This is a genomic window from Mycobacterium sp. 050128 (genome assembly GCF_036409155.1).
Lineage (GTDB): Bacteria > Actinomycetota > Actinomycetes > Mycobacteriales > Mycobacteriaceae > Mycobacterium.
In genome coordinates, this window is sequence record NZ_JAZGLW010000001.1 from 1,231,384 (window position 1) to 1,253,156 (window position 21,773).

A 21,773-nucleotide genomic window follows, 5' to 3' on the forward strand; every position below is an offset into this window, starting at 1 on the left:
ATTAACCAACGGTCGTGGACGACCCCCGAGCTAGTCTGTCAAAACAGCTTGCGCGCCAACTTCAGGGCCCGGTCGGTGTAGGGCGGGTAGGTGAAGCTGGACAGGTCGGGGCGGGTCGGTTTGGTCATCACCGACTTGCGGTGACTGAACTCCTCGAAGCCCCACTTGCCGTGGTAGGCACCCATTCCCGACGCGCCGACGCCGCCGAACGGCAACTTGGCCGTCGACACCTGGAAGGCGAGGTGGTTGACCACCAGACCACCGGCCGGGACCTCCCTGATCACCCTTTCCCGCACTTCACGCGACTTGGTGAACAGGTACGCCGAGAGCGGCTTTGGCCGCGAGTTGACGAAACGTATTGCCTCGTCCAGGGATTGGACGGTGACCACCGGCAGCAGCGGGCCGAAGATCTCGTTCGTCATCAGCGGGCCGTCCTGGTCGGGATCGACGACCACCGTCGGCTCGATGCGCAGGGTCGACTCGTCACAGCCGCCGCCAACGCTGACCGTGCCGCCCGAGCCCTTGAGGTACCCGCTGAGCCGGTCGAATTGGCGCTGATTGGCCACCCGCATTCCGGCCGGCGCCTGGGACCGGAATTTCGTGATGGCTGCACCGATCTTGCTGACGAGCTCGTCGCGGACCTTCGCGTCGACCAGCAGGTAGTCGGGCGCGACGCAGGTCTGCCCGCCGTTGAGCAATTTGATCCAGGCGATCCGCTTGGCGGCGACGTCGATGTCGGCGTCGGCCGCGACGATCACCGGACTCTTGCCGCCGAGCTCCAGCGTGCACGGCGTCAGGTGCGGCGCCGCGCCTTCGTAGACCTTGCGGCCGATCTCGGTGCCGCCGGTGAACATCACCCGGTCCAGACCCTGGGCGATCAGCTCCTGGCTTACCGCGCCATCGCCTTCGACCACCGCGATCGCGTCGTTGTCGAGGTAGCGCGGCACCAGGTCGGCCATCAGGTGCGACGACGCGGCCGCGATTTCCGAGGGCTTGAGCACCACGGCATTGCCGGCGGCGATCGCGCCGACCGCCGGACCCAACGTCAAGTAGAACGGGTAGTTCCAGGCGCCGATGACCAGCACGGTGCCGTAGGGCTCGTACTGGATCCAGCCCCGCCCGGGAAGTTGGGCCGCCTCGAGGAGCGCGTACTTGCGTTTCGTCCACTTGTGCACCTTCTTGGCGGCGTACTTCGCTTCGCCGATGGTGCCGGCGGTGTCGCCGATGAATGCCTCGAACGGGTGGCGGTCCAGGTCTTCGGCGAGCGCGGCGTTGATCGCGGCGTCGTTGTCTTCCATCAACTTCGCCAGCTGCAGCAGCTGTCGCTTGCGCCACTGGACGTCGCGGGTACGCCCGGTGGCGAAGGTCTGGCGCAGCCGGGCCACCGTCGCGGGGATATCCGCGACTTGAGCCGAAGCCCCATTGGTGGACTCGGATGTCTTGCGTGCAACCGATTCGGTAGTCATCGCTGTCTTTCCCCTCTCGCACCTTCCCGGAGAGGCCCACGACTGTGCGCGCGGACACATACGGGCGATAACCGCGATCCTAACCATCCGGTCGGTTGGGAAGTAAAGAAAGCTCCGGCAGGTGCTGCCGAATACCGCGCTGACAGCCGGTCCTGGCCGGCGCACATCCGGCGAACCGCCTGGTCAGCCCTTGGTTGCGGTGACAAAGGTGTTCGCGAAAGGTCGGGCTTCGCTTTGCGGCTCGCGACCCAGCCGGGTGGCCTCCGCGCGCGCATTGACCGTCTGCACCGTCCAGCCGTGGGTGGCGAACCATTCGCCGCAGTCGGGTCGGCCCTCGTCTTCGAACCAGAGGTCGAACGGGTTGAACGAGGTGTCCTGGCCGCGCGCCTCGCGCTTGGCCTTCAGCTCGGCCCACCGCTGTTCGGCTTCGCGGCGCTTTTCGGCGTCGACTCCGAAATTCTCGACGGCCACCCGACTGCCCGATCCGCTCAGCGCGTCGATCGAGGCGAAGAGCGCTTCTTGCGCGGCCGCCGGCAGGAACGGCAGCAGCCCCTCGGCCAGCCACGCCGTCGGCTGGTCCGAGTCGTAGCCCGCCTCGCGCAACGCCTTCGGCCAGTCGTGGCGCAGGTCGACGGGGACGGGTCGCCGCACGGCGATGGGCGTCGAGCCCGCGAGCGTCTCGGCCTTGTACTCGAGCACCTTGGGCAGGTCGATCTCGTAGACGGTCGTTCCGGCGGGCCAGTCCAGCCGGTACGCGCGCGAATCCAATCCGGCGGCCACGATCACCGCCTGGCGAATCCCCGCGGCGGCCGCGGCGGCGAAGTACGCATCGAAGAAATGCGTACGAACGGCCTGGTAGTTGATCATCTCCTGGGCGCGAACCGCGCCGTCGGGATCGTCGTCCTCGGCCCCGGCCCACCACGCCGTCACCTGCTCGCGCACGCCCTCGAGTGCCGGCGTGGAAACCAGGGGCTCGGCGAACTGGTCGCGGATCAGCGGATCCGCGCTGGCGGTCTCGGCGGCTCGGGCCAACGCGACCATCACCGCGGTCGCCCCGACGCTGGTGGCGATGTCCCATGAGTCGTCTGCCGTGCGTGCCATTACAACCGCTCCCCAATCACGAAGTTGGAAAAGATGTCCTGATCGTCGGCAAGCGGGTGATTGTCGTTCCAACGACCGAGCTTGCGCCTCTCGTCCGTCGATCGCTGCAGCTCCGCGCGCCAGCCGTGCCCGTTCAGCCAGTCCGCGACATCCGCCCGATGCTCGTCGAAATACATCAGTTCCCCGGCATCGGGGTTCGGCACCAGGCCAATCTCGTCGGCCAACTTGCTCACCCGCTCATGTACCTGAGTGCGCCGCTCTTGGGCACGCGCGGGTGCGGTTTCGGCCGAGACGCGGCTCCCGGTCGCGCTCAGCTCGCCGATCTGGGTGAACAACCGGTCCTGCGCCTCGGCGGGCAGGTACATCAACAGTCCCTCGACCAGCCACGCCGTACGTGCCGACGGGTCGAAGCCCGCGGCGCGCAGCGCCGACGGCCAATCCTGCCGCAGGTCGATGCCCACCTCGCGGCGATCCACCGACGGGCTCACGCCGTTTTCAGCCAGCGTCGTGGCCTTATAGGCCAGCACCCGGGGCTGGTCGACCTCGTAGATCGCGGTACCGCCGGGCCAGTTCAGGCGGTAGGCGCGGGAGTCCAGTCCGGACGCGAGGATTACCACCTGCCGAATTCCGGCGGCCACGGCATCGGCGAGATAGCGGTCGAAGAAGTGGGTCCGCACCGCCACGTAACCGCGAATGTGCGCGAGATCGGCCACAAGCTCCGAGTCGAGCGCTTCCACCTTGGCCGCGACGGCGGGGTCGAGCATGGCCCCCCATAGCACTCCGACACCGGCGTTAGTGACCAGCAGTTTGGCGTACGGGTCACGGATCAGCGCATCAGGCTGTTCGGTCTCGACGGCTCGCGCTGCGGCTATCGTCACCGCCGTCGAGCCGACGCTGGTGGCGATGTCCCAAGTGTCGTCCGCACTGCGAGGCATGGCTGGGACTTAACTTGCCGCCGGTTACAACCGCTCCGCGATCACGAAATCGGAGAACGAATCCTTGTCGTCGTCCAGCTCGACACTGGCAACCCTGCGGCCCACACGCTCCATCTCGTCGAGCGAGTTCTGCGCCGTGGCCCGCCAGCCGTGGTGGTTCAGCCACTGGGCGACGTCCGCCCGATTGTCGTCGCGATACATCAGCTCGCCGACGTCGACGCTTTGCTCGATGCCGATCTCGTCGGCGACCTTCTTGAATCGTTCCCGCATCTGTTCACGCCGCTCATCGGAGTGCGTCGGTGCGGTTTCGGCCGAGACGCGGCTGCCCGCCGGGCTCAGCTCGCCGATCTGGGTGAACAACTTGTCCTGCGCGTCGGCGGGCAGGTACATCAGCAATCCCTCGGCCAGCCAGGCGGTGCGCGCAGTCGGGTCGAAGCCGGCGGCACGCAGCGCGGTCGGCCAGTCCTCGCGCAGGTCGATGGCCACCTCACGACGATCGGCGGACGGGGTGGCGCCGCTTTCGGCCAGCGTGGCGGACTTGTAGTCCAGCACCTGGGGCTGGTCGATTTCGTAGACGGTGGTGCCGGCCGGCCAGTCCAGCCGGTAGGCCCGCGAATCCAGTCCCGACGCCAGGATCACGATCTGGCGGATCCCGGCGGCGACGGCGTCGGCGAAGTACGCGTCGAAGAAGTGCGTCCGCACGGCCTGATAGGCGCGCATGTGGTGGATGCGGGCGGCGGATTCTTCGTCGATGGCTTCGATCTTGGCGACGACCTCGGGGTCGAGCATGGCCTCCCAGATGATCTCGGCCCCGGCGTTGTTCACCAGCAGCTTGGCGTAGGGGTCGTGGATCAGCGCGTCGGGCTGCTCGGTTTCGATGGCCCGGGCCGCGGCCACCATGACCGCGGTGCTCCCGACGCTGGTCTTGATGTCCCAGGTGTCGTCATGTGTGCGAAGTGAACTCATCGGCGTGCTCCAGGTCTTGTGCGGTCGGGTCAATGCGATGGTCCGGCGAAGCGCGCACGCAGCAGGGCGCTGCGGACGGCATCGTCGGCCAGGTCTTCGGGGACCGCGCGGCCCAGGCGGGCCATCTCTTCGCGGTTGTTCACGACGTTCACCTGCCAGCCGTGGTCGGTCAGCCACTCGGCGGCGTCGGATCGGTCGGGCTCGTGGAAGGTCAGAGCCTGAACGTTGACGTCCAGCCCGAGCCGGTCCCTCATCCGCTGCCAGCGGTTGGTGTTGCTGCTCGCGTTCACGCCGAACACCTCGATGGCGACCTGGCTACCGGGCACGCTGAGCGCGGTGAACATCTCGAAAAGCCGGTCCTGGGCATCGCTGGGCAGATAGGGCAACAGCCCCTCGGCCAACCATGCCGTGGGTTGGGTGCGGTCGAATCCGGCCGCCGTCAGCGCCGCCGGCCAGTCGTCGCGCAGATCCACCGCGACCGTGCGCCGGCTGGCGGTCGGCACGTGCGATTCCAGAATCTTGCCTTTGTACTCCAGTACCTGCGGCTGGTCGATTTCGTAGACCGCCGTCTCGACGGGCCAGTCCAGCCGGTAGGCCCGCGAGTCCAGGCCGGCGGCCAAAATCACCACCTGCCGGATGCCGTCGCGGGTGGCGTCGGCGAAGTATTCGTCGAAGAAGTGGGTGCGGACGGCCTGGTAGTCGATGCCGAGGCGATGCCCCCGCTGGCCCTGCTCGTCGCCGTCCAGCCAGGCCAGCTCGGGGTCGGTCAGCCGGGCCCACGCCGGTCCGGCCGGCGAGACCAGCTTCCGGGCGAAATCGTCACGAATGAGCGGGTTGGATCCGGCGGTCTCCGCGGCGCGCGCGGCCGCGACACCCAAAGCGGTGGCGCCGACGAGCTCGGTGATGGCCCACGAATCCCCCGCGGTTCGGCGCGAGGGCGGTAACGGTGGCTGCAACGATGAGGAGTCGTCGAGATCAGTCATTTACGGGTCATGCTACCCGAAAAAGTTAGTTAGCCTATACGCTTTGTGCGCGATCTCACTCGCACCCGAACCGGGCTCAGTCCCGCCCCTTGAACAGCGCGCCCTCCAGCAACTGGCCCAGCATGCCGGTGACGGCCTGCATCTCCTGGTAGCTCTGGACATAGCCCGCATAGAACCCGACGCCGCACAGCACCACCAAAAGTGTCTCGATCAACGCATTGGCATCGATACGGGCGGTGAACTCCCCCTGCTCGATTGCGTCATTGATCACCCGCGTCAAGAAGTGTCGGCAAATCCTTATCGCGTCGTTTTCTGCTTGGCTCAATTCGGGGTGGCGCTGGGATTCCAGAATCGAGCTGATCAGAAACGCCGAGGCCGCGGGATGCTCGGAATTTGTTGCCACAGCCGCCGAGATGAACCCGGTCAGCCGGGCCATCAGGGTTGTCTCGCGGTCCGCCTGTGCGATACCGGCCCCGAACAGGAGCTCGCTGGTTTCGCTCAGCACTTCTCGATACAGCACACGCTTGCTGGAAAAGTAGTGGTTGATGGCCGGCCGGGTGAGATCGGCACGCACCGCGATGGCCTGAAACGTGGCTCCCTCGTAGCCACGTTCGCTGAACACCAGACGACCGGCGCGCAAGATTCTCTTACGCGTCTCGTCTGCCTTCGCGGCGGGTGGACGGCCCGGCCGGCGCCTCGCCGTTGACGGCACCGTTAGAGTGTGCCACCCGTTCGGGTAGGCATTAAAGCGTTCGGTGGAATGTTGCCGAACTTTCCCGCTTGGTAGTCCTCCAGTGCTTGGATCAATTCCGCGCGCGAGTTCATCACAAATGGCCCGTAGTGGAAAACCGGCTCGCGAATCGGTTGTCCGCCCAGCAGTAACACATCAATTGCCGAGGCCGACGATGATTCCTGACTCGAGTCAGCCGTCACGGTGATCCGATCGCCGGGTCCGAGCACAACCAATTGGCCCTGGTGAATCGGATGACCGACCGGGCCGACAGACCCACTGCCCGACAACACATAAACCAGCGCATTGAAATCGCGCCGCCACGGAATGTTGAGCCGAGCCCCGCTTTGAATTGTGGCGTGCGCCAGCGTGATTGGCGTGTGCGTGATGCCCGGACCGCCCTGACCGTCGATCTCGCCGGCGATGATGCGGACCAATGCCCCGCCGTCGTCGGAAGCCAGCAACCTGGCGTCGACGCCTTCGATGGCCTGATACCTGGGCGCTGCGAACTTGTCCTTCTTCGGCAAGTTCACCCAGAGTTGGATGCCGTGGAACAGACCGCCACTTTCGACCAGTTCGGCGGGCGGGGTCTCGATGTGCAGGATCCCGGACCCTGCCGTCATCCACTGCGTCGCGCCGTCGGTGATCAGCCCACCGCCGCCGTGCGAATCCTGATGCGCGAATTTGCCGTCGATCAGGTAGGTGACGGTTTCGAAGCCGCGGTGTGGGTGCCAGTCGGTACCCCGCGGCTCCCCCGGCTCGTAGTCCACCTCGCCCATCTGGTCCATGTGCACAAACGGGTCCAGCGCGGCGGCACCGACGCCGGCGAATGCCCGGACGACGGGGAACCCTTCGCCCTCATATCCGCGCGGCCCCGTGGTGATCGAGCGGACCGGGCGTTCGGTGTCTTGCGGGGTGGCCGCGCTGACGCGGGGCAACGTCAACGTGTCTGCGGTAATGGCGGGCATATCAACCTCACTTCATCGAGAACTACCGATATAACCGGACCGCAGTCCGATTATTCCGGCCTGACATAGGATGGCGCGGTGGAGCCGACGGAGGACGACCCCCAGCCCGCTGTCGCTCCTGCCTCGGCCGCCGGCGGGCGATTCGGGGCATCGATCAGGAACGCCAGCTACCTGCCCAAGTGGTTCGCACTGGGCATCACGATCGGCGTGATCTCGGGCCTGGGCGCGGTGGTGTTCTATCTGGCCCTGAAGTACGCCGGCGAATTTCTGCTCGGCTACCTGGCTGACTACCGCATCCCGACGCCGGTGGGCGAGGGTGGCAGCCACGGGTCGGCCGGCTTCACGCGTCCGTGGGCGATTCCGCTGGTCACGACGGGTGGGGCGCTGCTGTCGGCCTTACTGGTGGCCAAGCTCGCGCCGGAGGCCACCGGGCACGGCACCGACGAAGCAATCGAAGCGGTGCACACCGATCCCCGCGCGATTCGCTTCCGGGCGGTGCTGGTGAAGATGGTCGCCAGTGCGTTGACGATCGGCTCGGGCGGTTCGGGCGGCCGGGAGGGCCCGACGGCACAGATCTCGGCCGGCTTCTGCTCGCTGCTGACCCGGCGCCTCGGCCTGTCCGACGAGGACGGCCGGATCGCGGTGGCGCTGGGCATCGGTGCGGGTATCGGCGCGATCTTCGCCGCGCCACTGGGCGGGGCGGTGCTGGCCGCGTCGATCACCTACCGCGACGACTTCGACTATCGCTGCCTGTTGCCCGGATTCATCACCTCGGGGACGGCGTACGCGGTGCTCGGTGCGTTCCTGGGCTTCGATCCGCTGTTCGGCTACATCGACGCCGAGTACCGCTTCGAAAAGTCCTGGCCGCTGTTGTGGTTCGTGGTGATCGGTCTGGTCGCGGCGGCGGTCGGCTACTTGTACGCCTGGACCTTTCACGCCGCGGTCCGGCTCACCCGCCGACTGCCGGGCGGGCCGGTCCTCAAGCCCGCGGCGGGCGGCCTGCTGGTCGGGCTGCTGGGCCTACTGATCCCCCAGATCCTGAGCAGCGGCTACGGCTGGGCCCAGCTGGCGGCCGACCGCACCGCGCTGCTGCAGATCCCGCTCTGGATCATCCTCGTCCTGCCGCTGGCCAAGATCGTCGCGACCTCGCTGTCGATCGGCACCGGGGGCTCCGGCGGGCTGTTCGGGCCCGGCATCGTGATCGGCGCCTTCGTCGGCGCCGCCGTCTGGCGCCTCGGCGAGCTAGCCGGCCTGCCCGGCATACCCAACGGGCCGGGCATCTTCGTCGTGGTCGGCATGATGAGCTGCTTCGGCAGCGTCGCCCGCGCACCGCTGGCCATCATGATCTTGGTCGCGGAGATGACCGGCTCCTTCTCGGTGGTGCCCGGAGCCATCATCGCGGTGGGGATCGCGTCGTTGCTGATGTCGCGCACTAACGTCACGATCTACGAGGCACAGCGGCTCAACCGAGAAGCCGCCGAAGCCGAGCGCGCGCATAGAGCCGCGCCCGACTAGCCGCCCTACGACTTCTTACGCCGCGCGGTGTCGGCCGCACCCTTTTCGGTCTTCTTGCCCCCGTGGGTCAGCGAGCCGCCCGCGCTCTCGAGATGCGCACGGACAAACCACTGGAATTTCTCCAGCTGGCCAGCCTGACCGATCAACATGTCCTGGGTGACCGGATCGAGTTCTTCTGTCTCGTCGATGGCTTCACGGATGTCCTCGATCACGCCGTTGTAGACGAGATCCAGCGCCGCCAGGTGCGCCTGGACGGTGTCGCGACCGACCGAATAGTCGTCCCAAGACCGGTCCCGAATTATGGCGCCCGGAGTTCCTTCCGGCGAAGCACCAAGGGCCGCAATACGTTCGGCGACATCATCGGCGAAACCGCGCACCGCTTCCACCTGGGGATCGATCATCTCGTGTACGCCAATGAAGCTGGGGCCCACCACATTCCAGTGAACGTGCTTCAGCGTCAAATGCAGATCGTTGTAAGTACTCAATTGCTTCTGCAACAACTCGGCCAGCCGCGCACCCTGCTTGTCGGTCAATCCGGGAATGGTGAACTGCGTCATCGATCGCTCCCTGCGTTTCGTATCCGTCAATTCACGACGGATACCCGATGACTCAGCTCGAAAACACCGGCTGGTCAGAGCGTGTGGATTTGCTGGACCGGCAGTCGCGCGCCGCGGCGCGGCTCGTAGGCCAGTCCGCTGGCATACAGCACGCAGACCACGCGGTGGCGGTGCGGCCGCATCGGCTCCAGCAGTTCGAGCATGCCCTGGTCATCGACCGGGTGTCCCAGCAGCGTCCAGCCGATCATCTTCGGTACGTGGTAATCCCCGACCGAGACGGCATCGGCATCGCCGAACGCCCGTTGCGCGGTCTCGGCGGCGGTCCACTCCCCGACTCCCGGCAGTGACGTCAGCGCCTGGCGCACCTGCGCCGCCGGCCGGGACGCCAGCCGTTCCAGCGAGGCCGCCCGGCGCGCACATGTCACGACGGTCTGGGCCCGTCGCGGATCGACGTTGGCGCGATGGAATTCCCATGACGGGATGTTTCGCCAGACCTCGGCCGACGGCAGCACGCGCATGCCGGCCGGCGCCGGCCCGGGCGGTGGCGTGCCGTACTTGGACACCAGCTTCCGCCACGAGGAGAACGCGTCGGCGCCCGGCACCCGCTGCTCGATGATCGCCGGTATCAGCGCTTCGAGCACCTGCCCGGTACGGCCCAGGCGCAGGTGCGGGACGCGTTCATGCGCCGCGGCAACCGTCGGGTGTGTCGGCGTGAACTCCGAGGCGTCGTCGTCGGCGCCCAGCAGTGCCGGTAGCCGCTCGAGAAACTCCTCGGCGCCGCCGCCCCAGGCCTCGCAGTGCGCCGCATCGGCGGCCGCGCGGCTGATGCATGCGGTGACCGGCCCGCTGGGTAGCAGGCTGGTGCGCCAGATGGTGGCATCACCCGGAAGGCGAAAGCAGGGGTCCCGGGGGCCGCGGCGAAGGGGCGCCAGGGTGTGCCCGAAGCTGACCGCCCCGGGAAACGTCACCGTTCGCGTGCTCGTCACCGACGACTCCGGATTTCCACTCTGATTGACCGCCCACTACCTGCCAAGACACTATTGCGATGTGATGACGCCGTTCGATGCTCCCAATGCCGAGCTGGCCTGGATGTTCCTCCAGAGTCTGAGCGAGGGCGGCGACCTCGACGAGGGTTTCGCGTTGCTCAGCGACGACTTCAGCTATTGGAGCCTGTTCACCCGGGAGTCTTACGACAAGGAAGCCCTGCGCCGACTGACCGACCGACGCAAACAGTCCGTCGAGCTCACCATCGATCTGCTGCGCTGCATCAACGAAGGAGAAACGGTCGTCGTGGAGGCCTATGCCACCGGCACCAACTCCAACGGCGAGCAGTACGACACCCCGTTCGTGTGCATCTTCGAGACCAGCGACGGGCTGATCATCTCGATGCGCGAGTACAGCGACACCCGGGCCTACGCCAAGCTGCTGGGCGGGTGACCTATTCGGCGGTGACGCTGATGTCGGCCTTGGTGGGGTAAAACGCGACGTGCCCGGCGATCTCGGCGACCGCGGGATACGGCTGCTCGTAAGTCCAGATCACATCCTCGACGGTGTCACCCGCCGAAGTCGTGACGGCGTAGTAGCTCGCGTCGCCCTTGAACGGGCAGTAGCTGACGGTTTCGGTGCGGGTCAACCGGTCCTGGGCCACGTCGGCCAGCGGAATGTATTGCACCCCAGGGATTGTCGCTTCCCGCAATTCGAGCGCCGCGGTGGTGTCCGCAACGAGCTCGCCGTTTACGCGAACCTGGACACGTCCCTTGGTCGGGCTGATGGTGATCGGGTGCCCCGCGTTGGGTTCCAAGATTTCCTTGTGGGCCATGTTGTTCCTCCTCAGACTTATGACTGCAACACCGTCCGGCGGTCAAGACTTCCCCGCCTCGACCGGCCCGAATGCGTAGCGATGGTATTGCGACATGTAGCGCAATGCCGGAACCGCCGCCATCGCCCTGCCCATCCAGCGCACATACGGTGAGACCCGGTCGAACGTATCGCTGTCGAAGACCGATTCCCAGGCCAGCACCCGCACCCCGGGAACAGCGTCGACGATGTCGCTGGGTCTGTCGATGCCCCAGTGCAGCTTCGAGCCCGAACGCCGGACCACGGCATTGATCCACTGCGTGCGAATGCCGAACGTGTTGAACGCGTCGAACTGCAACTCGCCCGATTCGAACCGATCGACGAGGCGGCGCAGCAACGCCAGCCCGTCGTCTTTGCTCAGATACATGGTCAGGCCTTCGCCGAGGAACAGCACCGGACGGTCGGGGAGTATCTCGTTCAGCCACGCCGGTTCGGTGACCGAGGCCGCCAGCATCCGGCAGTTGGCCCGCTGCGGGTAGACGCGTTCGCGCAGACTGATCACGTCGGGGTAGTCGATGTCATACCACCGCACGCCCGGGCCCGGATCGAGCCGGTACACCCGGGCGTCCAGGCCGCAGCCCACGTGCAGCACGACGGCTTCGTCGTGCACGGCCAGAAACTGGCGAGCCCAGTTGTCGAAGTGCGCGGTGCGAACCGCGACCGACGGAGCCCGCCGCGCGTCGATAGTCGTTGCGGCCCAGTCGTATTCGATGCGGTCCACGGCGGCCTTGGCGTACTGATCGCTCAGGATCGAGTTGGGCGCGTCGGCGTCCAACGCTTTGGCGTACAACGTCGCCAGCATCGTCTGCGGCGGTCCGTTCAGATCGACGCGAATCCGGTCCATTCGACCGAGCCTATTCGGGTTGTGCGGCCGTTCGAGGGGTGCGCATCGCTGCCCAGAACCGGGCCGCCTCGCGAATCGATTCCTCGACCGGGCGCGGCTGCCAGCCCAGCTCACGCTTCGCCTTGCTGCTGTCCACCGGTGCTTCGGCGCGCATCATCCGCACCGACGCCAGGCTGAGTTGGGCGTCGGTGCCGGTGAGTTTGGCCTTCACGGTGCCCGCGGCGGCCAGTGCGTAGAGCATCGGGACCGAGATCGCCCGTTGCGGCGGCGCGACACCGGCCTCGTCGGCCGCGATCCGGATCGAATCGTTGAGCGCCATCATCTTCTCGGAAACGAGGTAGCGCTCCCCGATGCGGCCGCGCTCGGCGGCCAGGATCATGGCCCGGGCGGCGTCGTCGACGCCGACGACTTCCAGCTCAATGCCGTTCATCAGGAAGGGCAGTTTGCCGAAGACGGCGCCCGCGATGAAGGCACCATGCGGGGTCGCGCCCCAGTCGCCGTCACCGTAGGTCGTGGACACGCACATCGCGACGGCGGGCAACCCGGCGTCGGCGACGTAGCGCATCACCAGGTTTTCGGCCTGGACCCGGGATTGCACGTAGGGAGTCAACCCGCGCGACGCGATCACGTCGTCCTCGGTCGCCACGTGACCGTGCCGTCGGCCCACGGTCGCGTAGGTGCTGGTGAAGATGAACCGGCGCAAGGGCTGAGTGACGGCGACGTCGAGGACGTTGCGCAGCCCCTCAACGTTGGTGCGAAACAGCGGCGCGGTGTCCCGCAGCCAGGCGCGGGTGTCGACGACGCAGTAGTACACGTCGTCGACACCGTCCATCGCTGCGCGCACCGTGGCGGTGTCGAAGACGTCGCCATGAAAGCGGGTGACGTCGAGGTCGTCGATGGAGCGGGTGTTCGCGCCTTCGCGCACCATCACCCGCACCTGCGCACCGTCGCCGACGAGCTGGCGGGTCACATGCGAGCCGAGAAAACCGTTGGCGCCTATGACCAATGTGGGGCCAAGTTTGGGTTTGGCGCTCACTGCGCGCCGCCGTACTGCGCCATGAATTCCGCGCCCGCTTCGTCGAGGGTGCCGAGTTCGGCCGCCTTGCGGCACCATTTCATCGTGGCCTGCACGAAGCGCAGCGGGTTGTAGATGTCTTCCTGCTGACGCCACAGCCCGTCGCCGGCGTAGGTGATGATCGAAATGTTCGTCGCGCCGATGACGGTGCCGTCACCGGGGTCGCGCATCGGGTTGTCGAGCTCCATGATGATGCGCCCGGTCGGCTCGTCGATCACCGACCACAGCGACGGAAAGGCGACCATGTGACTGCCCGGGAAGCTGCCCATCGTCGCGCCGATCCACTCGCGGACCTCGTCGCGACCGTGCATGGTGCCCGCCGCGTGTTCGATGTACAAGACGTCGGGCGTGTAGTGCTGGACCCAGGCATCCCAGTCATGCGACCGCGCAGCCGCATCAACGGTCGCCTCGAATTGCGCGAACGCGTCAGCGAGTTCGCTACGGGAGAATTGCGGGCTGTCCACGCGAAAACTAGAACACGTTCTACCGTGATTTGTCGAGAGCGTTGCCTCGCGGGTGTACCAGGTGAGGAAGATCAGGATAATCGGAGGGAGATTGCGGCCATTGGGCCCGAGCGAAACGAGGCAATGACATGACCGACACGCAAAAGGCGATTCTCGCAGGCGGCTGCTTCTGGGGCATGCAGGACCTGATCCGCAAACAGCCCGGCGTGGTCTCGACCCGCGTCGGCTACACCGGCGGCGACGTGCCCAACGCGACTTACCGCAACCACGGCTCGCACGCCGAGGCCATCGAGATCGTCTACGACCCGACCGCCACCGACTACCGCACGCTGCTGGAGTTCTTCTTCCAAATCCACGATCCGACAACGAAAAATCGCCAAGGCAACGACCGCGGCACCAGCTACCGGTCGGCGATCTTCTACGTCGACGACGAGCAGCAGCAGATCGCGCTGGACACCATCGCCGACGTCGAGGCCTCGGGGCTATGGCCTGGCAAGGTCGTGACGGAGGTCAGTCCCGCCGGCGACTTCTGGGAGGCCGAGCCTGAACACCAGGACTACCTGGAGCGCTACCCGAGCGGATACACCTGCCACTTCATCCGCCCGGGCTGGAAGCTGCCGCGCCGCGCGTCTGCTTAGCGCCGCCGCAGCACAACCCGGCCGCCGTCCTTCGGGGTGAACGCGACTCCGCGGCTGTGCCAGCGCTCGTCCGGGGCATCCGTGGTCTCAATGGTGAAGTGGCGCAACACCGTTCGAAGTACGACGTCCATCTCCATGTTGGCGAACGCCGCCCCGACACACCGGCGGGTGCCGCCGCCGAACGGAATCCAGGACAGCGCCGACGGTTTGGTTCCGATGAACCGCTGTGGGTCGAAGCGCCCGGGATCGGAGAATACGTCCGGATTGTCGTGTATCTGCGCGATGCCGACGATGATCGAGTAGCCACGCGGAATCGACCACTCGCCCAGTTGATACGTCTGCGGGTAGACGTGACGGCCGGCGAAGTCGATCACCGTCCTTGCTCGCTGAACCTCCAGGATCGTGGCCTGCCGCAGCTCATTGCCGTCGCCGTCGGCCTCCTCGACGAGCTGCGCCAGCAGCGCAGGGTGCCGGCTGATCCGCTCGAATGCCCACGCCAGCGTCGACGCGGTGGTCTCGTGCCCCGCTGCCAACAGCGCCAGGAGCTCGTCGCCAATGTCCTTGTGCGACATGGTCGAACCGTCTTCGTAGGTGCTGCCCAGCAGTAGCGCGAGCACATCGGACCGATCGGCGAAGTTCGGGTCGGCCCGCTCGGCCGCGATCAGCTTCTCGATGACGTGGTCGTACTGACGCCGCCATTCGTCCAGCCGGTGCCATGGGCTGAACCGGCCATAGTTGCGCTTCGGCTTCGGCAGTGCGGCCAGGCGCGAGCCCAGGGTGACCCACGGCGGGATGAGCCGTCGTAGCTCGTCGAGTTCGGCGCCGTCGGCCCCGAAAACCGCGCGCAGGATGGCATTGAGCGTGATTCGCATCATCGGCGACAGCGTCGCGAACGGCTTGCCCTCCGGCCAGTCGGCGGACTCGCGCAGTGTCTCTTCCTCGATGATGTTCTCGTAGTTCTTCATGCTCCTGCCGTGGAACGGCGGCGCGAGCAGCCGTCGACGGCGGCGGTGGTCGTCGCCCTCGAGTCCGAATACCGACCCGTAGCCGAAGAATCTGCTCAGATTGGGCTGGATGTTGCCGAGTTCGTCTGGGCTGGTGGTGAAGATTTGTTTGGCCAGCTGCGGGTCGCTGACCGCGACGACGCGCCCCCACATGGGGAGCTTCAGCGTGAAGACGCTGCCGTAGCGGCGTGACAGTCGTTGCATCATCACTCGTCGTGAAATCGCAAAGCCCAAACCCTGCAATATCTTTGGCGCCCGCGCCGCCGGGGGCAATCTGACTGCGGAGGCCGGCGGTGCGGCGGTGACGACTTCGCTCATGGCGCTATGTCTCCCAACGTCTGGCCCCCGGTCCGGGGTTGGTACCGCGGTGTACCACAGATCTTTTGGTGTACGGTACTCTGTGGTACCGACCCTGACAAGGGAGTAAACACCGAAAGGGCCGCCGACCATGACATCCGCGACGACGGTGACAGACACGGTTGTCGACGATCCTTTTCGGCTCCGGCTGCTCGACGGTCTTGCGACGTCGATCGGCGAACGCGGCTATCGCGCCAGCACCGTCGCCGACGTGGTGCGCCACGCGCGCACGTCCAAGCGCACGTTCTACGACCAATTCGCCAGCAAGGAAGCGTGTTTCCTGGAGCTGCTGGCCGCCGACATCGAAAAGCTCGGCGAGAGCATCGCCGTCTCCGTCGATCCGGAGACCGGCTGGCACGACCAGATCCGTCAGGCCGTCGAGGCCTACGTCGCCTATATCGAAGCGCGGCCGGCGATTACGTTGAGCTGGATTCGTGAACTCCCCTCGCTGGGACCCGTCGGTCGACCGGTCCAACGCCGCGGCCTAAAGCTGTTGTCCGACCTGTTGATCGACCTCAGCGCCAGCCCCGGGTTCCGGCGCGCCGAACTGCCGCCACTGACCGCCCCGCTGGCGGTGATCTTGCTGGGCGGGCTGCGTGAATTGACTGCGCTCGCCGTCGAAGACGGACAGGCCGTCCGCGAGATCGTCGAACCGGCGGTCGATGCGTGCATCGCGCTGCTGGGCCCTCGCCACTAGCAGCTAGTCTCGTCGCGGCGCTCGACCTCGGCCTCGGGGTCGGTCAGCTCGCGACGGTGTTCATCGAGTCGACCGCAGTCACGATCGGCGTCGAGTAACTCAGAGTTTCAAGAATGCGCGCACCCGGTCCAGCACCAAGTCCGGTCGTTGCGCGATGATCCAGTGGCCGGCACCGTCGACCAGCTCCACCTCGAAATCGCTCATGTGGTCTTCGTATCCATTGGTTAGGGCGGGCGTGATCACCGGATCCTGCGTACCGGTCAGCCAGCGAACGGGTACGTTGACGCGAGCGTCGGCGTACTGGCCACGCACCCAGCGCAGCATTTCTCCACTCTGATAACTGCGGTACCACCGCGAGCCCGCCTCCGCGTGGCCGGGCTCGCGCATGCACTCGAGGTACAGGCTGGCGCTCTCTTCGGGAATCGAGAACCCGCCACCGACCCAAGGACCCAACATTCGCATGAACCGTGAGTTGGGATCCTTGAGCAACCGGGGGCCGATGACCGGCAGCGCTATCGGAATCTGGTACCACAGCCGCCACAGGTTGAGCACCCCCGACGGACTCAACTTCACAAAGGGCGCAACGGTATTGATGCCAAAGAATCCGGTCACCTTCTCCGGATGGCGCAGCATCATGATGAACGCGGTGGGCCCGCCCCAGTCGTGGGCGACGAGCTTCACGTTATCGATGCCCAAATGGTCCAGCACGCCGGCGAGATCCTCGGCCTTCTCGACCTTGGTGTAGCGCGAGCGGGGCGCCGAACTCCAGCCCGCCCCCCGCAGATCCGGACACAGCACCCGGTAGCCATCGGCGGCCAACGGACCGATCAGCTCGTGCCACTCCCACCAGTTCTCCGGGAAGCCGTGTACCAGCATCACGGCCGGCCCACCGGGCGGCCCGGCGTCGGCGACGTGGATTGTCACTCCGTCGCCGAGTTCTACGTAGCGGTGTTCGACTCCGTCCAACGCGGGCATGGTGACCATGCTTGAAAAGCTAGCGCACTGAGCCTAATCCAGGAACCGCTCGGCATACGGAGCGAACCGTTCGCGCAGCGCGCTCTCCTGCAGACCAAACATTTCGAACGATGTCTGCACGTTCCCCAACCGGCCACGCTGGTGGTCGGCGAGGTAGTCGCCGATGGACTGTCGCGCCTGGTCGGTGAACGGTTCGCCGGCCAAGGCGTAGACCCGCTCGGCGACACCGAATTCGTCGGCCATGAAGTCGTCGAAGCGAATGTCGATTGAGCGATCCGGACCGATGGCATCGCGATCACGCACCAGTGCGGTGAGCATCGCATCGAGGCGGTCGATCCAGGAGTGGGCGATCTGTGCCACCGGCACCGGTGAGCGGTGCATGCGCGCGGAGTAGGTGATCATCGCGATCATCGAGAGCGCCACCGGCACCGGGTCCCGGTGGGTGAACACGACGATGCTGTCGGGAAACACCCGATCCAGCACCCGCACCTGCTCGAGATGCTGAGGCGACTTGAGCAGCCAGCGACGGCCCCCGCGCAGGAACTGCATCGCCTTGAGCTCAGTGGCGAGGTATTCGTAATGCGGCGTCTGGTCATGGGCGCGGTAGTAATCGCGCCAGCGCGGCACCTCGCCGAGCGTCTCGAACAGCATCGTGGAGATGTCGTTGGCCAGCAACTGGATCTCTTCGTGCACGTGATCGGTGGTCATCTCATGCATCAGCGGGAAATGTGGCATCACCATGTTGACCACCCCGACCGCGACGTCCATGCGCGCCCGGCGCGGATCCGGCTCGGCGCCAACCTCATTCGGCAACGGGAACGGCTCGTTGCTTTCCCAGTACGGCATGGTGCGGAAGGTGGGTGGCGCGGCCAGCAGGTTGTGCAGGTGCGTGGTGCCGGTGCGGGGCAACCCGGCGATCACCACCGGTGAACGCAGTTCGATGTCGTTGATCTCGGGATGCCGGCCCAACAGGTCGGTCAGCAGCAGCCGGTTCTTGAGCAGCTGCAGCAGTTGCCCGTAGAAGTTCACTACTCCGGCGTCGTGCAGCCCGTCGATCTCGCGCAGCGCCGCGAGGTAGACGTCGAGCCGCTCCCGATAGTCGTCGGGTCCGAAGTCGTGCAGGCCGGTGTCGGCGCTGGCCTTCGCGTGCAGCGCGTCGGCATCCAACGGGCACTCCGGGGCCATCATCGCCATCATGTCGAGGATCTGCTGACCCTCGGCACTGAATCGAGGCTGGTCAAGGTCTTCGAGGCGAACTGAGCGAACGGCGTCGGTCACGGCGACTTATGTTACCCTGAGTTTCGTAATGGTAGTGGATTTTGGCCGGCCCCGTGACCCGCGCATCGACGGTGCGGTGCTGCGCGCCACCGTCGAGCTGCTGGCCGAGACCGGTTATCCGGGGCTGTTGGTCTCGGCCATCGCAGAACGCGCCGGCACCAGCAAGCCCGCGATCTACCGCCGCTGGCCCAGCAAGGCGCATCTGGTGCACGAGGCTGTGTTCCCGATCGGCGCCGCGACCGAGATCCCCGATACCGGGTCGCTGCCCGACGATCTACGCGAAATGGTGCGTCGCGCAATGGTTTTCCTGACGACGCCGGCCGCCCGGGCGGCCTTGCCGGGCCTGGTCGGCGAGATGGCGGCCGATCCGACCCTGCATTCGGCGCTGCTGGAGCGCTTCACCGGCATCACCGGCGGCGGTCTCGGCGAGTTGTTCGAGCGCGCCGTAGTTCGCGGCGAAGTGCGAAGCGACGCAACCGCTTCCGAACTCGCCTCTCAAATAACAGATGCCATCGCGGGCATCACCCTGATGGGCCTGCTCACCCGCCCCGACGAACTCGATGACGACTGGGTAGACCGCACCACCACGTTGCTCCTGAAAGGAATCAGCGCATGACGCACGAATCGACGGCCGCGTGGAAGGAGCTGTTGGCCACCCTCGGCGACCTCGACCGCTCCTTCCTGGAGGGTGATCGCGAGGTGACCGACGACCGCCACGTTGCCGATGGCTACCGCATGTTGGCCACCACCCTGGGCGTCGCCTTTGACACCTACCTGTTCCCCGAGCCGGGTCGCCCGCAGTTCGTCGCCGTGAACACCCCGTTCCGTCGCGATCGCCGGTGGGGTGGCGACAACACCGACGCGTATTACTTCATCTGCCCGGTCGATGAGCAGCGGCGGTATCGCATCAGCGGCAATAAGGGTGACAGCGTGTACTTTTCGGTAACCGCCTACAACGAACCCGCGCCGGGCGCGTGGTCGGATCGCATCGTCGCGATCGTCCGCGACACCGATCTCGACATCGACGCCGACGGCAACTTCGCCTTCGACTTCCCGGCCACGGCCGACGCGGTGGTGTTGATGACCCGCGATTACCAGGCCGACCCGTTGACCGGTCGCCCGGTGACATGGCAGATCGAGGCGCTCGACGAGCCGGAGCCCATCCGGCATGGCGACGCCGAGACCGCGGCCAGCCTGCGTGCAGCTGCGGCCTGGATGCGCACCATGTTCGCCATCGTGCCGCTGGCCGTCGGGCAACGGGTCGACGATCAACACGGGCTGGGCCACGAAACCGTCTACGCCGCAAACCAATTCGCTGATCCTTATCAGGTTCCCGACGCCAACTTCGGCTGGTCAGCCCGCGACGCCTGCTACGCCTACGGCAGTTTCGTGCTCGACGATGACGAGGCGCTGGTCATCACGCATCGACCGCCGTCGTGCCGGTTCTGGAACCTGGTGGTGTGGAACCAGTTCATGGCCACCTACGGTGACGGGGGTGCGCGCTCGTCGCTCAACAACCACAGCGCCGCGCTCAACGGCGACGGTTCCGTGACGATCGTTTTGTCCGGCACCGCGACGGCGCACCCGAATTCACTGACGACGCTTGGCTATCCGCTCGGCAACCTGGCGTTCCGGTGGTTTTTGTCCGACGGGGTGCCGAAGCGGCCCGAGGTGCAACTCGTCAAGGCCATCGACGCCCCGACGGCCCTTACCTGACCCGCCGGGGCCTCCGCACAGAAACGCCTTCGATTCGTCCGTACGCCCCACGCTCGGGGGCTCGGACTGAATCAACCCACCTCGCGGACCAGTTCGATCGCGCGGCCCAGCGTCGTGAGCTTGGCATCGAGCGTGTCGCCGGCGGGATAGAGTCGCACGGTGTTGACGCCGGCATCGCGCCACACCGCCAGGCGCGCGCGGACCATCTGTTCGGTGCCGATCAGCGTGGTGCCCAGCACCATGTCGTCGGTCACCAGCGCTGCGGCGCCGTCGCGGTCGCGGGCCTGCCAGCGCTCACGCACCGCAGCGGCGACATCGGCCCAGCCCTGCCGGCTGTAAGCCTGGTTGTAGAAGTTCGTGCTCGACGAGCCCATCCCGCCGAGGCTGAACGCGAGTTCCTTCTTGCGGTGGGCGACCATGGCGCTCAACTCGTCCTCGTCGGCCGCGAACGCGACCTCGGCGCCCTGGCAGATATCGATGTCCGCGCGGGTGCGACCGGCGCGCTCGAGGCCCTCGTCGAGGTGGGCGAAGTACGCCTCGGCCGCGCCCTCGGGCACGAAGCTGGTGCCCAGCCAGCCGTCGGCGATCTCCCCGGTCAGCCGCAGCATCGCCGGCGACAGCGTGGCCAGGTAGATCGGGATGGCGTGCTGCGGCGCGTTCGACACCCGCATCGGGACCGCCTCGCCGGGGCGGGGGATCTGGAACTCGCTGCCGGCATGGGAGATCTTGCCCCCGGCGAACACCTGCCGCACGATGTCGACGGTTTCGGAGATTCGGGCCAGCGGCCGGCGGAACGAGACCCCGTGCAGGCCCTCGATGACCTGCGGCCCGGACGCACCCAGCCCCAGCAGGAAACGCCCATTCGACAGGTTGGACAGCGTGATCGCGGTCTGTGCGACCAGCACCGGCGACCGGGTGCCGACCTGCAGGATGCCGGAGCCGAGCAGCATCGTGTCGGTGCGCGCCGCGAGGTAGCCCAACGCCGACGGAGCATCGGCCCCCCACGCCTCGGCGACCCAGCACACGTCGAGCCCCAGCTTTTCGGCCTCGACGGCCAGCGTCACCACCTGGCCGACTTCGTCGCTGCCGCCGGACAACTCGACCGTGGTCGCGGTGCGCATCAGCGCACCCCGTGCTCGGCCAGCCTCTTGATCGCCGCCAGGGTCTTGCTGATCGCGGACTCGAATTCGCGCATCCGGACGAACACGATCTTTTCCTCTTTGTCCGGCATGGAGTCGATCGCCGACGACAGCCCCGAGCGTCCCGGTCCCATCTGCATCCAGTAGCTCAGGCTGGTGCCGCCGTCCCGGGGTTCCAGCCGGAACCGCCAGGTCGCCGACGGATGCACGGCATCGCCGACCGCCCAGGCGAATTCCCGCTGCTGCTCGCAGGCGACGATGTGGGAGGTGGTGCTCCATTCGCCGAACGCGTCGTGCTGATTGTGGCCGACAAAGCGGGCACCCACCTTCGGCCGGTCGGCGCCGCCGACCCACTCCACGGACTGCAGCTCGTTGCTGAAGGTCGGCATCAGCTTGATATCCGAGACCAGATTCCAGACTCGGGCCGGATCGGCGTCAACCCAGGTCGAAACTTCCACCGTCGGCTTGTCCGCATAACGTGCTCCGGTCCACTCCACGCCGCCTATTG

The 21,773-nt window shown here is 66.5% G+C and carries 24 protein-coding genes; 6 read left to right on the plus strand and 18 right to left on the minus strand.

The annotated features are described in order from the left end of the window. Positions 1-38: 38 nt before the first annotated feature. The 7 genes from SKC41_RS05975 to SKC41_RS06005 form a co-directional block, all read right to left on the minus strand. Positions 39-1,466 carry an aldehyde dehydrogenase family protein gene (locus tag SKC41_RS05975; protein WP_330976779.1) on the minus strand — a complete coding sequence of 476 codons (1,428 nt, stop codon included), beginning with the start codon at positions 1,464-1,466 and terminating at the stop codon, positions 39-41. Positions 1,467-1,649: 183 nt separating this feature from the next. Further along, positions 1,650-2,567, minus strand: a complete 918-nt coding sequence (locus SKC41_RS05980) for a class I SAM-dependent methyltransferase (protein ID WP_330976780.1) — start codon at positions 2,565-2,567, stop codon at positions 1,650-1,652. After that, the gene (locus SKC41_RS05985; protein ID WP_330976781.1) at positions 2,567-3,502 is read right to left on the minus strand and encodes a class I SAM-dependent methyltransferase; all 936 of its coding nucleotides are present in this window, start codon (positions 3,500-3,502) and stop codon (positions 2,567-2,569) included. The genes SKC41_RS05980 and SKC41_RS05985 overlap by 1 nt, the downstream gene beginning before the upstream one ends. 24 nt (positions 3,503-3,526) lie before the next feature. Continuing rightward, the gene (locus SKC41_RS05990) at positions 3,527-4,468 is read right to left on the minus strand and encodes a class I SAM-dependent methyltransferase (protein ID WP_330976782.1); all 942 of its coding nucleotides are present in this window, start codon (positions 4,466-4,468) and stop codon (positions 3,527-3,529) included. 29 nt (positions 4,469-4,497) lie between these two features. Beyond that, on the minus strand, positions 4,498-5,451 hold the full coding sequence (locus SKC41_RS05995; protein WP_330976783.1) for a class I SAM-dependent methyltransferase: 954 nt from the start codon (positions 5,449-5,451) through the stop codon (positions 4,498-4,500). 76 nt (positions 5,452-5,527) lie between these two features. Beyond that, the gene (locus SKC41_RS06000) at positions 5,528-6,163 is read right to left on the minus strand and encodes a TetR/AcrR family transcriptional regulator (RefSeq protein WP_330976784.1); all 636 of its coding nucleotides are present in this window, start codon (positions 6,161-6,163) and stop codon (positions 5,528-5,530) included. 2 nt (positions 6,164-6,165) lie between these two features. After that, positions 6,166-7,149: a pirin family protein gene (locus tag SKC41_RS06005; protein ID WP_330976785.1), complete on the minus strand. Its 984-nt coding sequence runs from the start codon at positions 7,147-7,149 to the stop codon at positions 6,166-6,168. Positions 7,150-7,227: 78 nt separating this feature from the next. Between SKC41_RS06005 and SKC41_RS06010 the strand changes: the two genes are divergently transcribed. Next, positions 7,228-8,664: a chloride channel protein gene (locus SKC41_RS06010; protein WP_330976786.1), complete on the plus strand. Its 1,437-nt coding sequence runs from the start codon at positions 7,228-7,230 to the stop codon at positions 8,662-8,664. 5 nt (positions 8,665-8,669) lie between these two features. Here the strand turns inward: SKC41_RS06010 and SKC41_RS06015 are convergent, their stop codons facing one another. Both SKC41_RS06015 and SKC41_RS06020 read right to left on the minus strand, forming a co-directional pair. Next, complete coding sequence (locus SKC41_RS06015; protein WP_330976787.1) at positions 8,670-9,221, minus strand: Dps family protein; 552 nt, start codon at positions 9,219-9,221, stop codon at positions 8,670-8,672. A 74-nt stretch (positions 9,222-9,295) separates the two neighbouring features. Continuing rightward, on the minus strand, positions 9,296-10,207 hold the full coding sequence (locus SKC41_RS06020) for a DNA-3-methyladenine glycosylase family protein (protein WP_330976788.1): 912 nt from the start codon (positions 10,205-10,207) through the stop codon (positions 9,296-9,298). Positions 10,208-10,271: 64 nt separating this feature from the next. On the opposite strand from SKC41_RS06020, the gene SKC41_RS06025 reads away from it, so the two are divergent. Continuing rightward, on the plus strand, positions 10,272-10,658 hold the full coding sequence (locus SKC41_RS06025; RefSeq protein WP_330976789.1) for a nuclear transport factor 2 family protein: 387 nt from the start codon (positions 10,272-10,274) through the stop codon (positions 10,656-10,658). Between the two features lies 1 nt (position 10,659). Here SKC41_RS06025 and SKC41_RS06030 read toward each other — a convergent pair whose 3' ends face one another. The 4 genes from SKC41_RS06030 to SKC41_RS06045 are packed head-to-tail and all read right to left on the minus strand — an operon-like array spanning position 10,660 to position 13,461. Next, entirely contained in the window at positions 10,660-11,040 is a 381-nt protein-coding gene (locus SKC41_RS06030) for a DUF427 domain-containing protein (RefSeq protein ID WP_090598429.1), read from the minus strand. 42 nt (positions 11,041-11,082) lie between these two features. Continuing rightward, a complete protein-coding gene (locus tag SKC41_RS06035) occupies positions 11,083-11,922 on the minus strand; it encodes a class I SAM-dependent methyltransferase (protein WP_330976790.1) in 840 nt (279 codons plus the stop codon). Positions 11,923-11,932: 10 nt separating this feature from the next. After that, entirely contained in the window at positions 11,933-12,958 is a 1,026-nt protein-coding gene (locus tag SKC41_RS06040; protein ID WP_330976791.1) for an NAD-dependent epimerase/dehydratase family protein, read from the minus strand. Continuing rightward, positions 12,955-13,461, minus strand: coding sequence for a nuclear transport factor 2 family protein (locus tag SKC41_RS06045; protein ID WP_330976792.1), 507 nt, complete (start codon positions 13,459-13,461; stop codon positions 12,955-12,957). Before SKC41_RS06045 ends, SKC41_RS06040 begins: the two co-directional genes overlap by 4 nt. A 128-nt stretch (positions 13,462-13,589) precedes the next feature. Here SKC41_RS06045 and msrA point away from each other — a divergent pair, with 128 nt between their 5' ends. Next, positions 13,590-14,099 carry a peptide-methionine (S)-S-oxide reductase MsrA gene (msrA, locus tag SKC41_RS06050; RefSeq protein ID WP_330976793.1) on the plus strand — a complete coding sequence of 170 codons (510 nt, stop codon included), beginning with the start codon at positions 13,590-13,592 and terminating at the stop codon, positions 14,097-14,099. Here the strand turns inward: msrA and SKC41_RS06055 are convergent. Then, positions 14,096-15,421, minus strand: coding sequence for a cytochrome P450 (locus SKC41_RS06055; protein ID WP_330976794.1), 1,326 nt, complete (start codon positions 15,419-15,421; stop codon positions 14,096-14,098). The genes msrA and SKC41_RS06055 overlap by 4 nt on opposite strands. Before the next feature lie 130 nt (positions 15,422-15,551). Between SKC41_RS06055 and SKC41_RS06060 the strand changes: the two genes are divergently transcribed. Next, positions 15,552-16,157, plus strand: coding sequence for a TetR/AcrR family transcriptional regulator (locus SKC41_RS06060; RefSeq protein ID WP_330976795.1), 606 nt, complete (start codon positions 15,552-15,554; stop codon positions 16,155-16,157). Positions 16,158-16,256: 99 nt separating this feature from the next. Here SKC41_RS06060 and SKC41_RS06065 read toward each other — a convergent pair whose 3' ends face one another. Together SKC41_RS06065 and SKC41_RS06070 are read right to left on the minus strand one after the other, a co-directional pair. Next, entirely contained in the window at positions 16,257-17,141 is an 885-nt protein-coding gene (locus tag SKC41_RS06065; protein WP_330976796.1) for an alpha/beta fold hydrolase, read from the minus strand. Positions 17,142-17,165: 24 nt separating this feature from the next. Then, a complete protein-coding gene (locus tag SKC41_RS06070; protein ID WP_330976797.1) occupies positions 17,166-18,410 on the minus strand; it encodes a sulfotransferase family protein in 1,245 nt (414 codons plus the stop codon). A gap of 28 nt (positions 18,411-18,438) precedes the next feature. On the opposite strand from SKC41_RS06070, the gene SKC41_RS06075 reads away from it, so the two are divergent. Continuing rightward, positions 18,439-19,026: a TetR/AcrR family transcriptional regulator gene (locus SKC41_RS06075; protein WP_330976798.1), complete on the plus strand. Its 588-nt coding sequence runs from the start codon at positions 18,439-18,441 to the stop codon at positions 19,024-19,026. Then, positions 19,023-20,126 (plus strand): DUF1214 domain-containing protein, encoded by a 1,104-nt coding sequence (locus SKC41_RS06080; protein WP_330976799.1) that lies wholly within the window; start codon positions 19,023-19,025, stop codon positions 20,124-20,126. The genes SKC41_RS06075 and SKC41_RS06080 overlap by 4 nt, the downstream gene beginning before the upstream one ends. Positions 20,127-20,197: 71 nt before the next feature. Here SKC41_RS06080 and SKC41_RS06085 read toward each other — a convergent pair whose 3' ends face one another. Next, the gene (locus SKC41_RS06085) at positions 20,198-21,247 is read right to left on the minus strand and encodes an LLM class flavin-dependent oxidoreductase (protein WP_330976800.1); all 1,050 of its coding nucleotides are present in this window, start codon (positions 21,245-21,247) and stop codon (positions 20,198-20,200) included. Continuing rightward, on the minus strand, positions 21,247-21,762 hold the full coding sequence (locus SKC41_RS06090; RefSeq protein WP_330976801.1) for an SRPBCC family protein: 516 nt from the start codon (positions 21,760-21,762) through the stop codon (positions 21,247-21,249). The genes SKC41_RS06085 and SKC41_RS06090 overlap by 1 nt, the downstream gene beginning before the upstream one ends. Between the last annotated feature and the right edge of the window lie 11 nt (positions 21,763-21,773).

Bases quoted from the DNA above. Each gene is read 5' to 3' on its own strand.
- SKC41_RS05975 (WP_330976779.1), bottom strand. From the start codon at position 1,466: ATGACTACCGAATCGGTTGCACGCAAGACATCCGAGTCCACCAATGGG.
- SKC41_RS05980 (WP_330976780.1), bottom strand. From the start codon at position 2,567: ATGGCACGCACGGCAGACGACTCATGGGACATCGCCACCAGCGTCGGG.
- SKC41_RS05985 (WP_330976781.1), bottom strand. From the start codon at position 3,502: ATGCCTCGCAGTGCGGACGACACTTGGGACATCGCCACCAGCGTCGGC.
- SKC41_RS05990 (WP_330976782.1), bottom strand. From the start codon at position 4,468: ATGAGTTCACTTCGCACACATGACGACACCTGGGACATCAAGACCAGC.
- SKC41_RS05995 (WP_330976783.1), bottom strand. From the start codon at position 5,451: ATGACTGATCTCGACGACTCCTCATCGTTGCAGCCACCGTTACCGCCC.
- SKC41_RS06005 (WP_330976785.1), bottom strand. From the start codon at position 7,149: ATGCCCGCCATTACCGCAGACACGTTGACGTTGCCCCGCGTCAGCGCG.
- SKC41_RS06015 (WP_330976787.1), bottom strand. From the start codon at position 9,221: ATGACGCAGTTCACCATTCCCGGATTGACCGACAAGCAGGGTGCGCGG.
- SKC41_RS06025 (WP_330976789.1), top strand. From the start codon at position 10,272: ATGACGCCGTTCGATGCTCCCAATGCCGAGCTGGCCTGGATGTTCCTC.
- SKC41_RS06030 (WP_090598429.1), bottom strand. From the start codon at position 11,040: ATGGCCCACAAGGAAATCTTGGAACCCAACGCGGGGCACCCGATCACC.
- SKC41_RS06035 (WP_330976790.1), bottom strand. From the start codon at position 11,922: ATGGACCGGATTCGCGTCGATCTGAACGGACCGCCGCAGACGATGCTG.
- msrA (WP_330976793.1), top strand. From the start codon at position 13,590: ATGACCGACACGCAAAAGGCGATTCTCGCAGGCGGCTGCTTCTGGGGC.
- SKC41_RS06055 (WP_330976794.1), bottom strand. From the start codon at position 15,421: ATGAGCGAAGTCGTCACCGCCGCACCGCCGGCCTCCGCAGTCAGATTG.
- SKC41_RS06060 (WP_330976795.1), top strand. From the start codon at position 15,552: ATGACATCCGCGACGACGGTGACAGACACGGTTGTCGACGATCCTTTT.
- SKC41_RS06065 (WP_330976796.1), bottom strand. From the start codon at position 17,141: ATGGTCACCATGCCCGCGTTGGACGGAGTCGAACACCGCTACGTAGAA.
- SKC41_RS06075 (WP_330976798.1), top strand. From the start codon at position 18,439: ATGGTAGTGGATTTTGGCCGGCCCCGTGACCCGCGCATCGACGGTGCG.
- SKC41_RS06080 (WP_330976799.1), top strand. From the start codon at position 19,023: ATGACGCACGAATCGACGGCCGCGTGGAAGGAGCTGTTGGCCACCCTC.
- SKC41_RS06085 (WP_330976800.1), bottom strand. From the start codon at position 21,247: ATGCGCACCGCGACCACGGTCGAGTTGTCCGGCGGCAGCGACGAAGTC.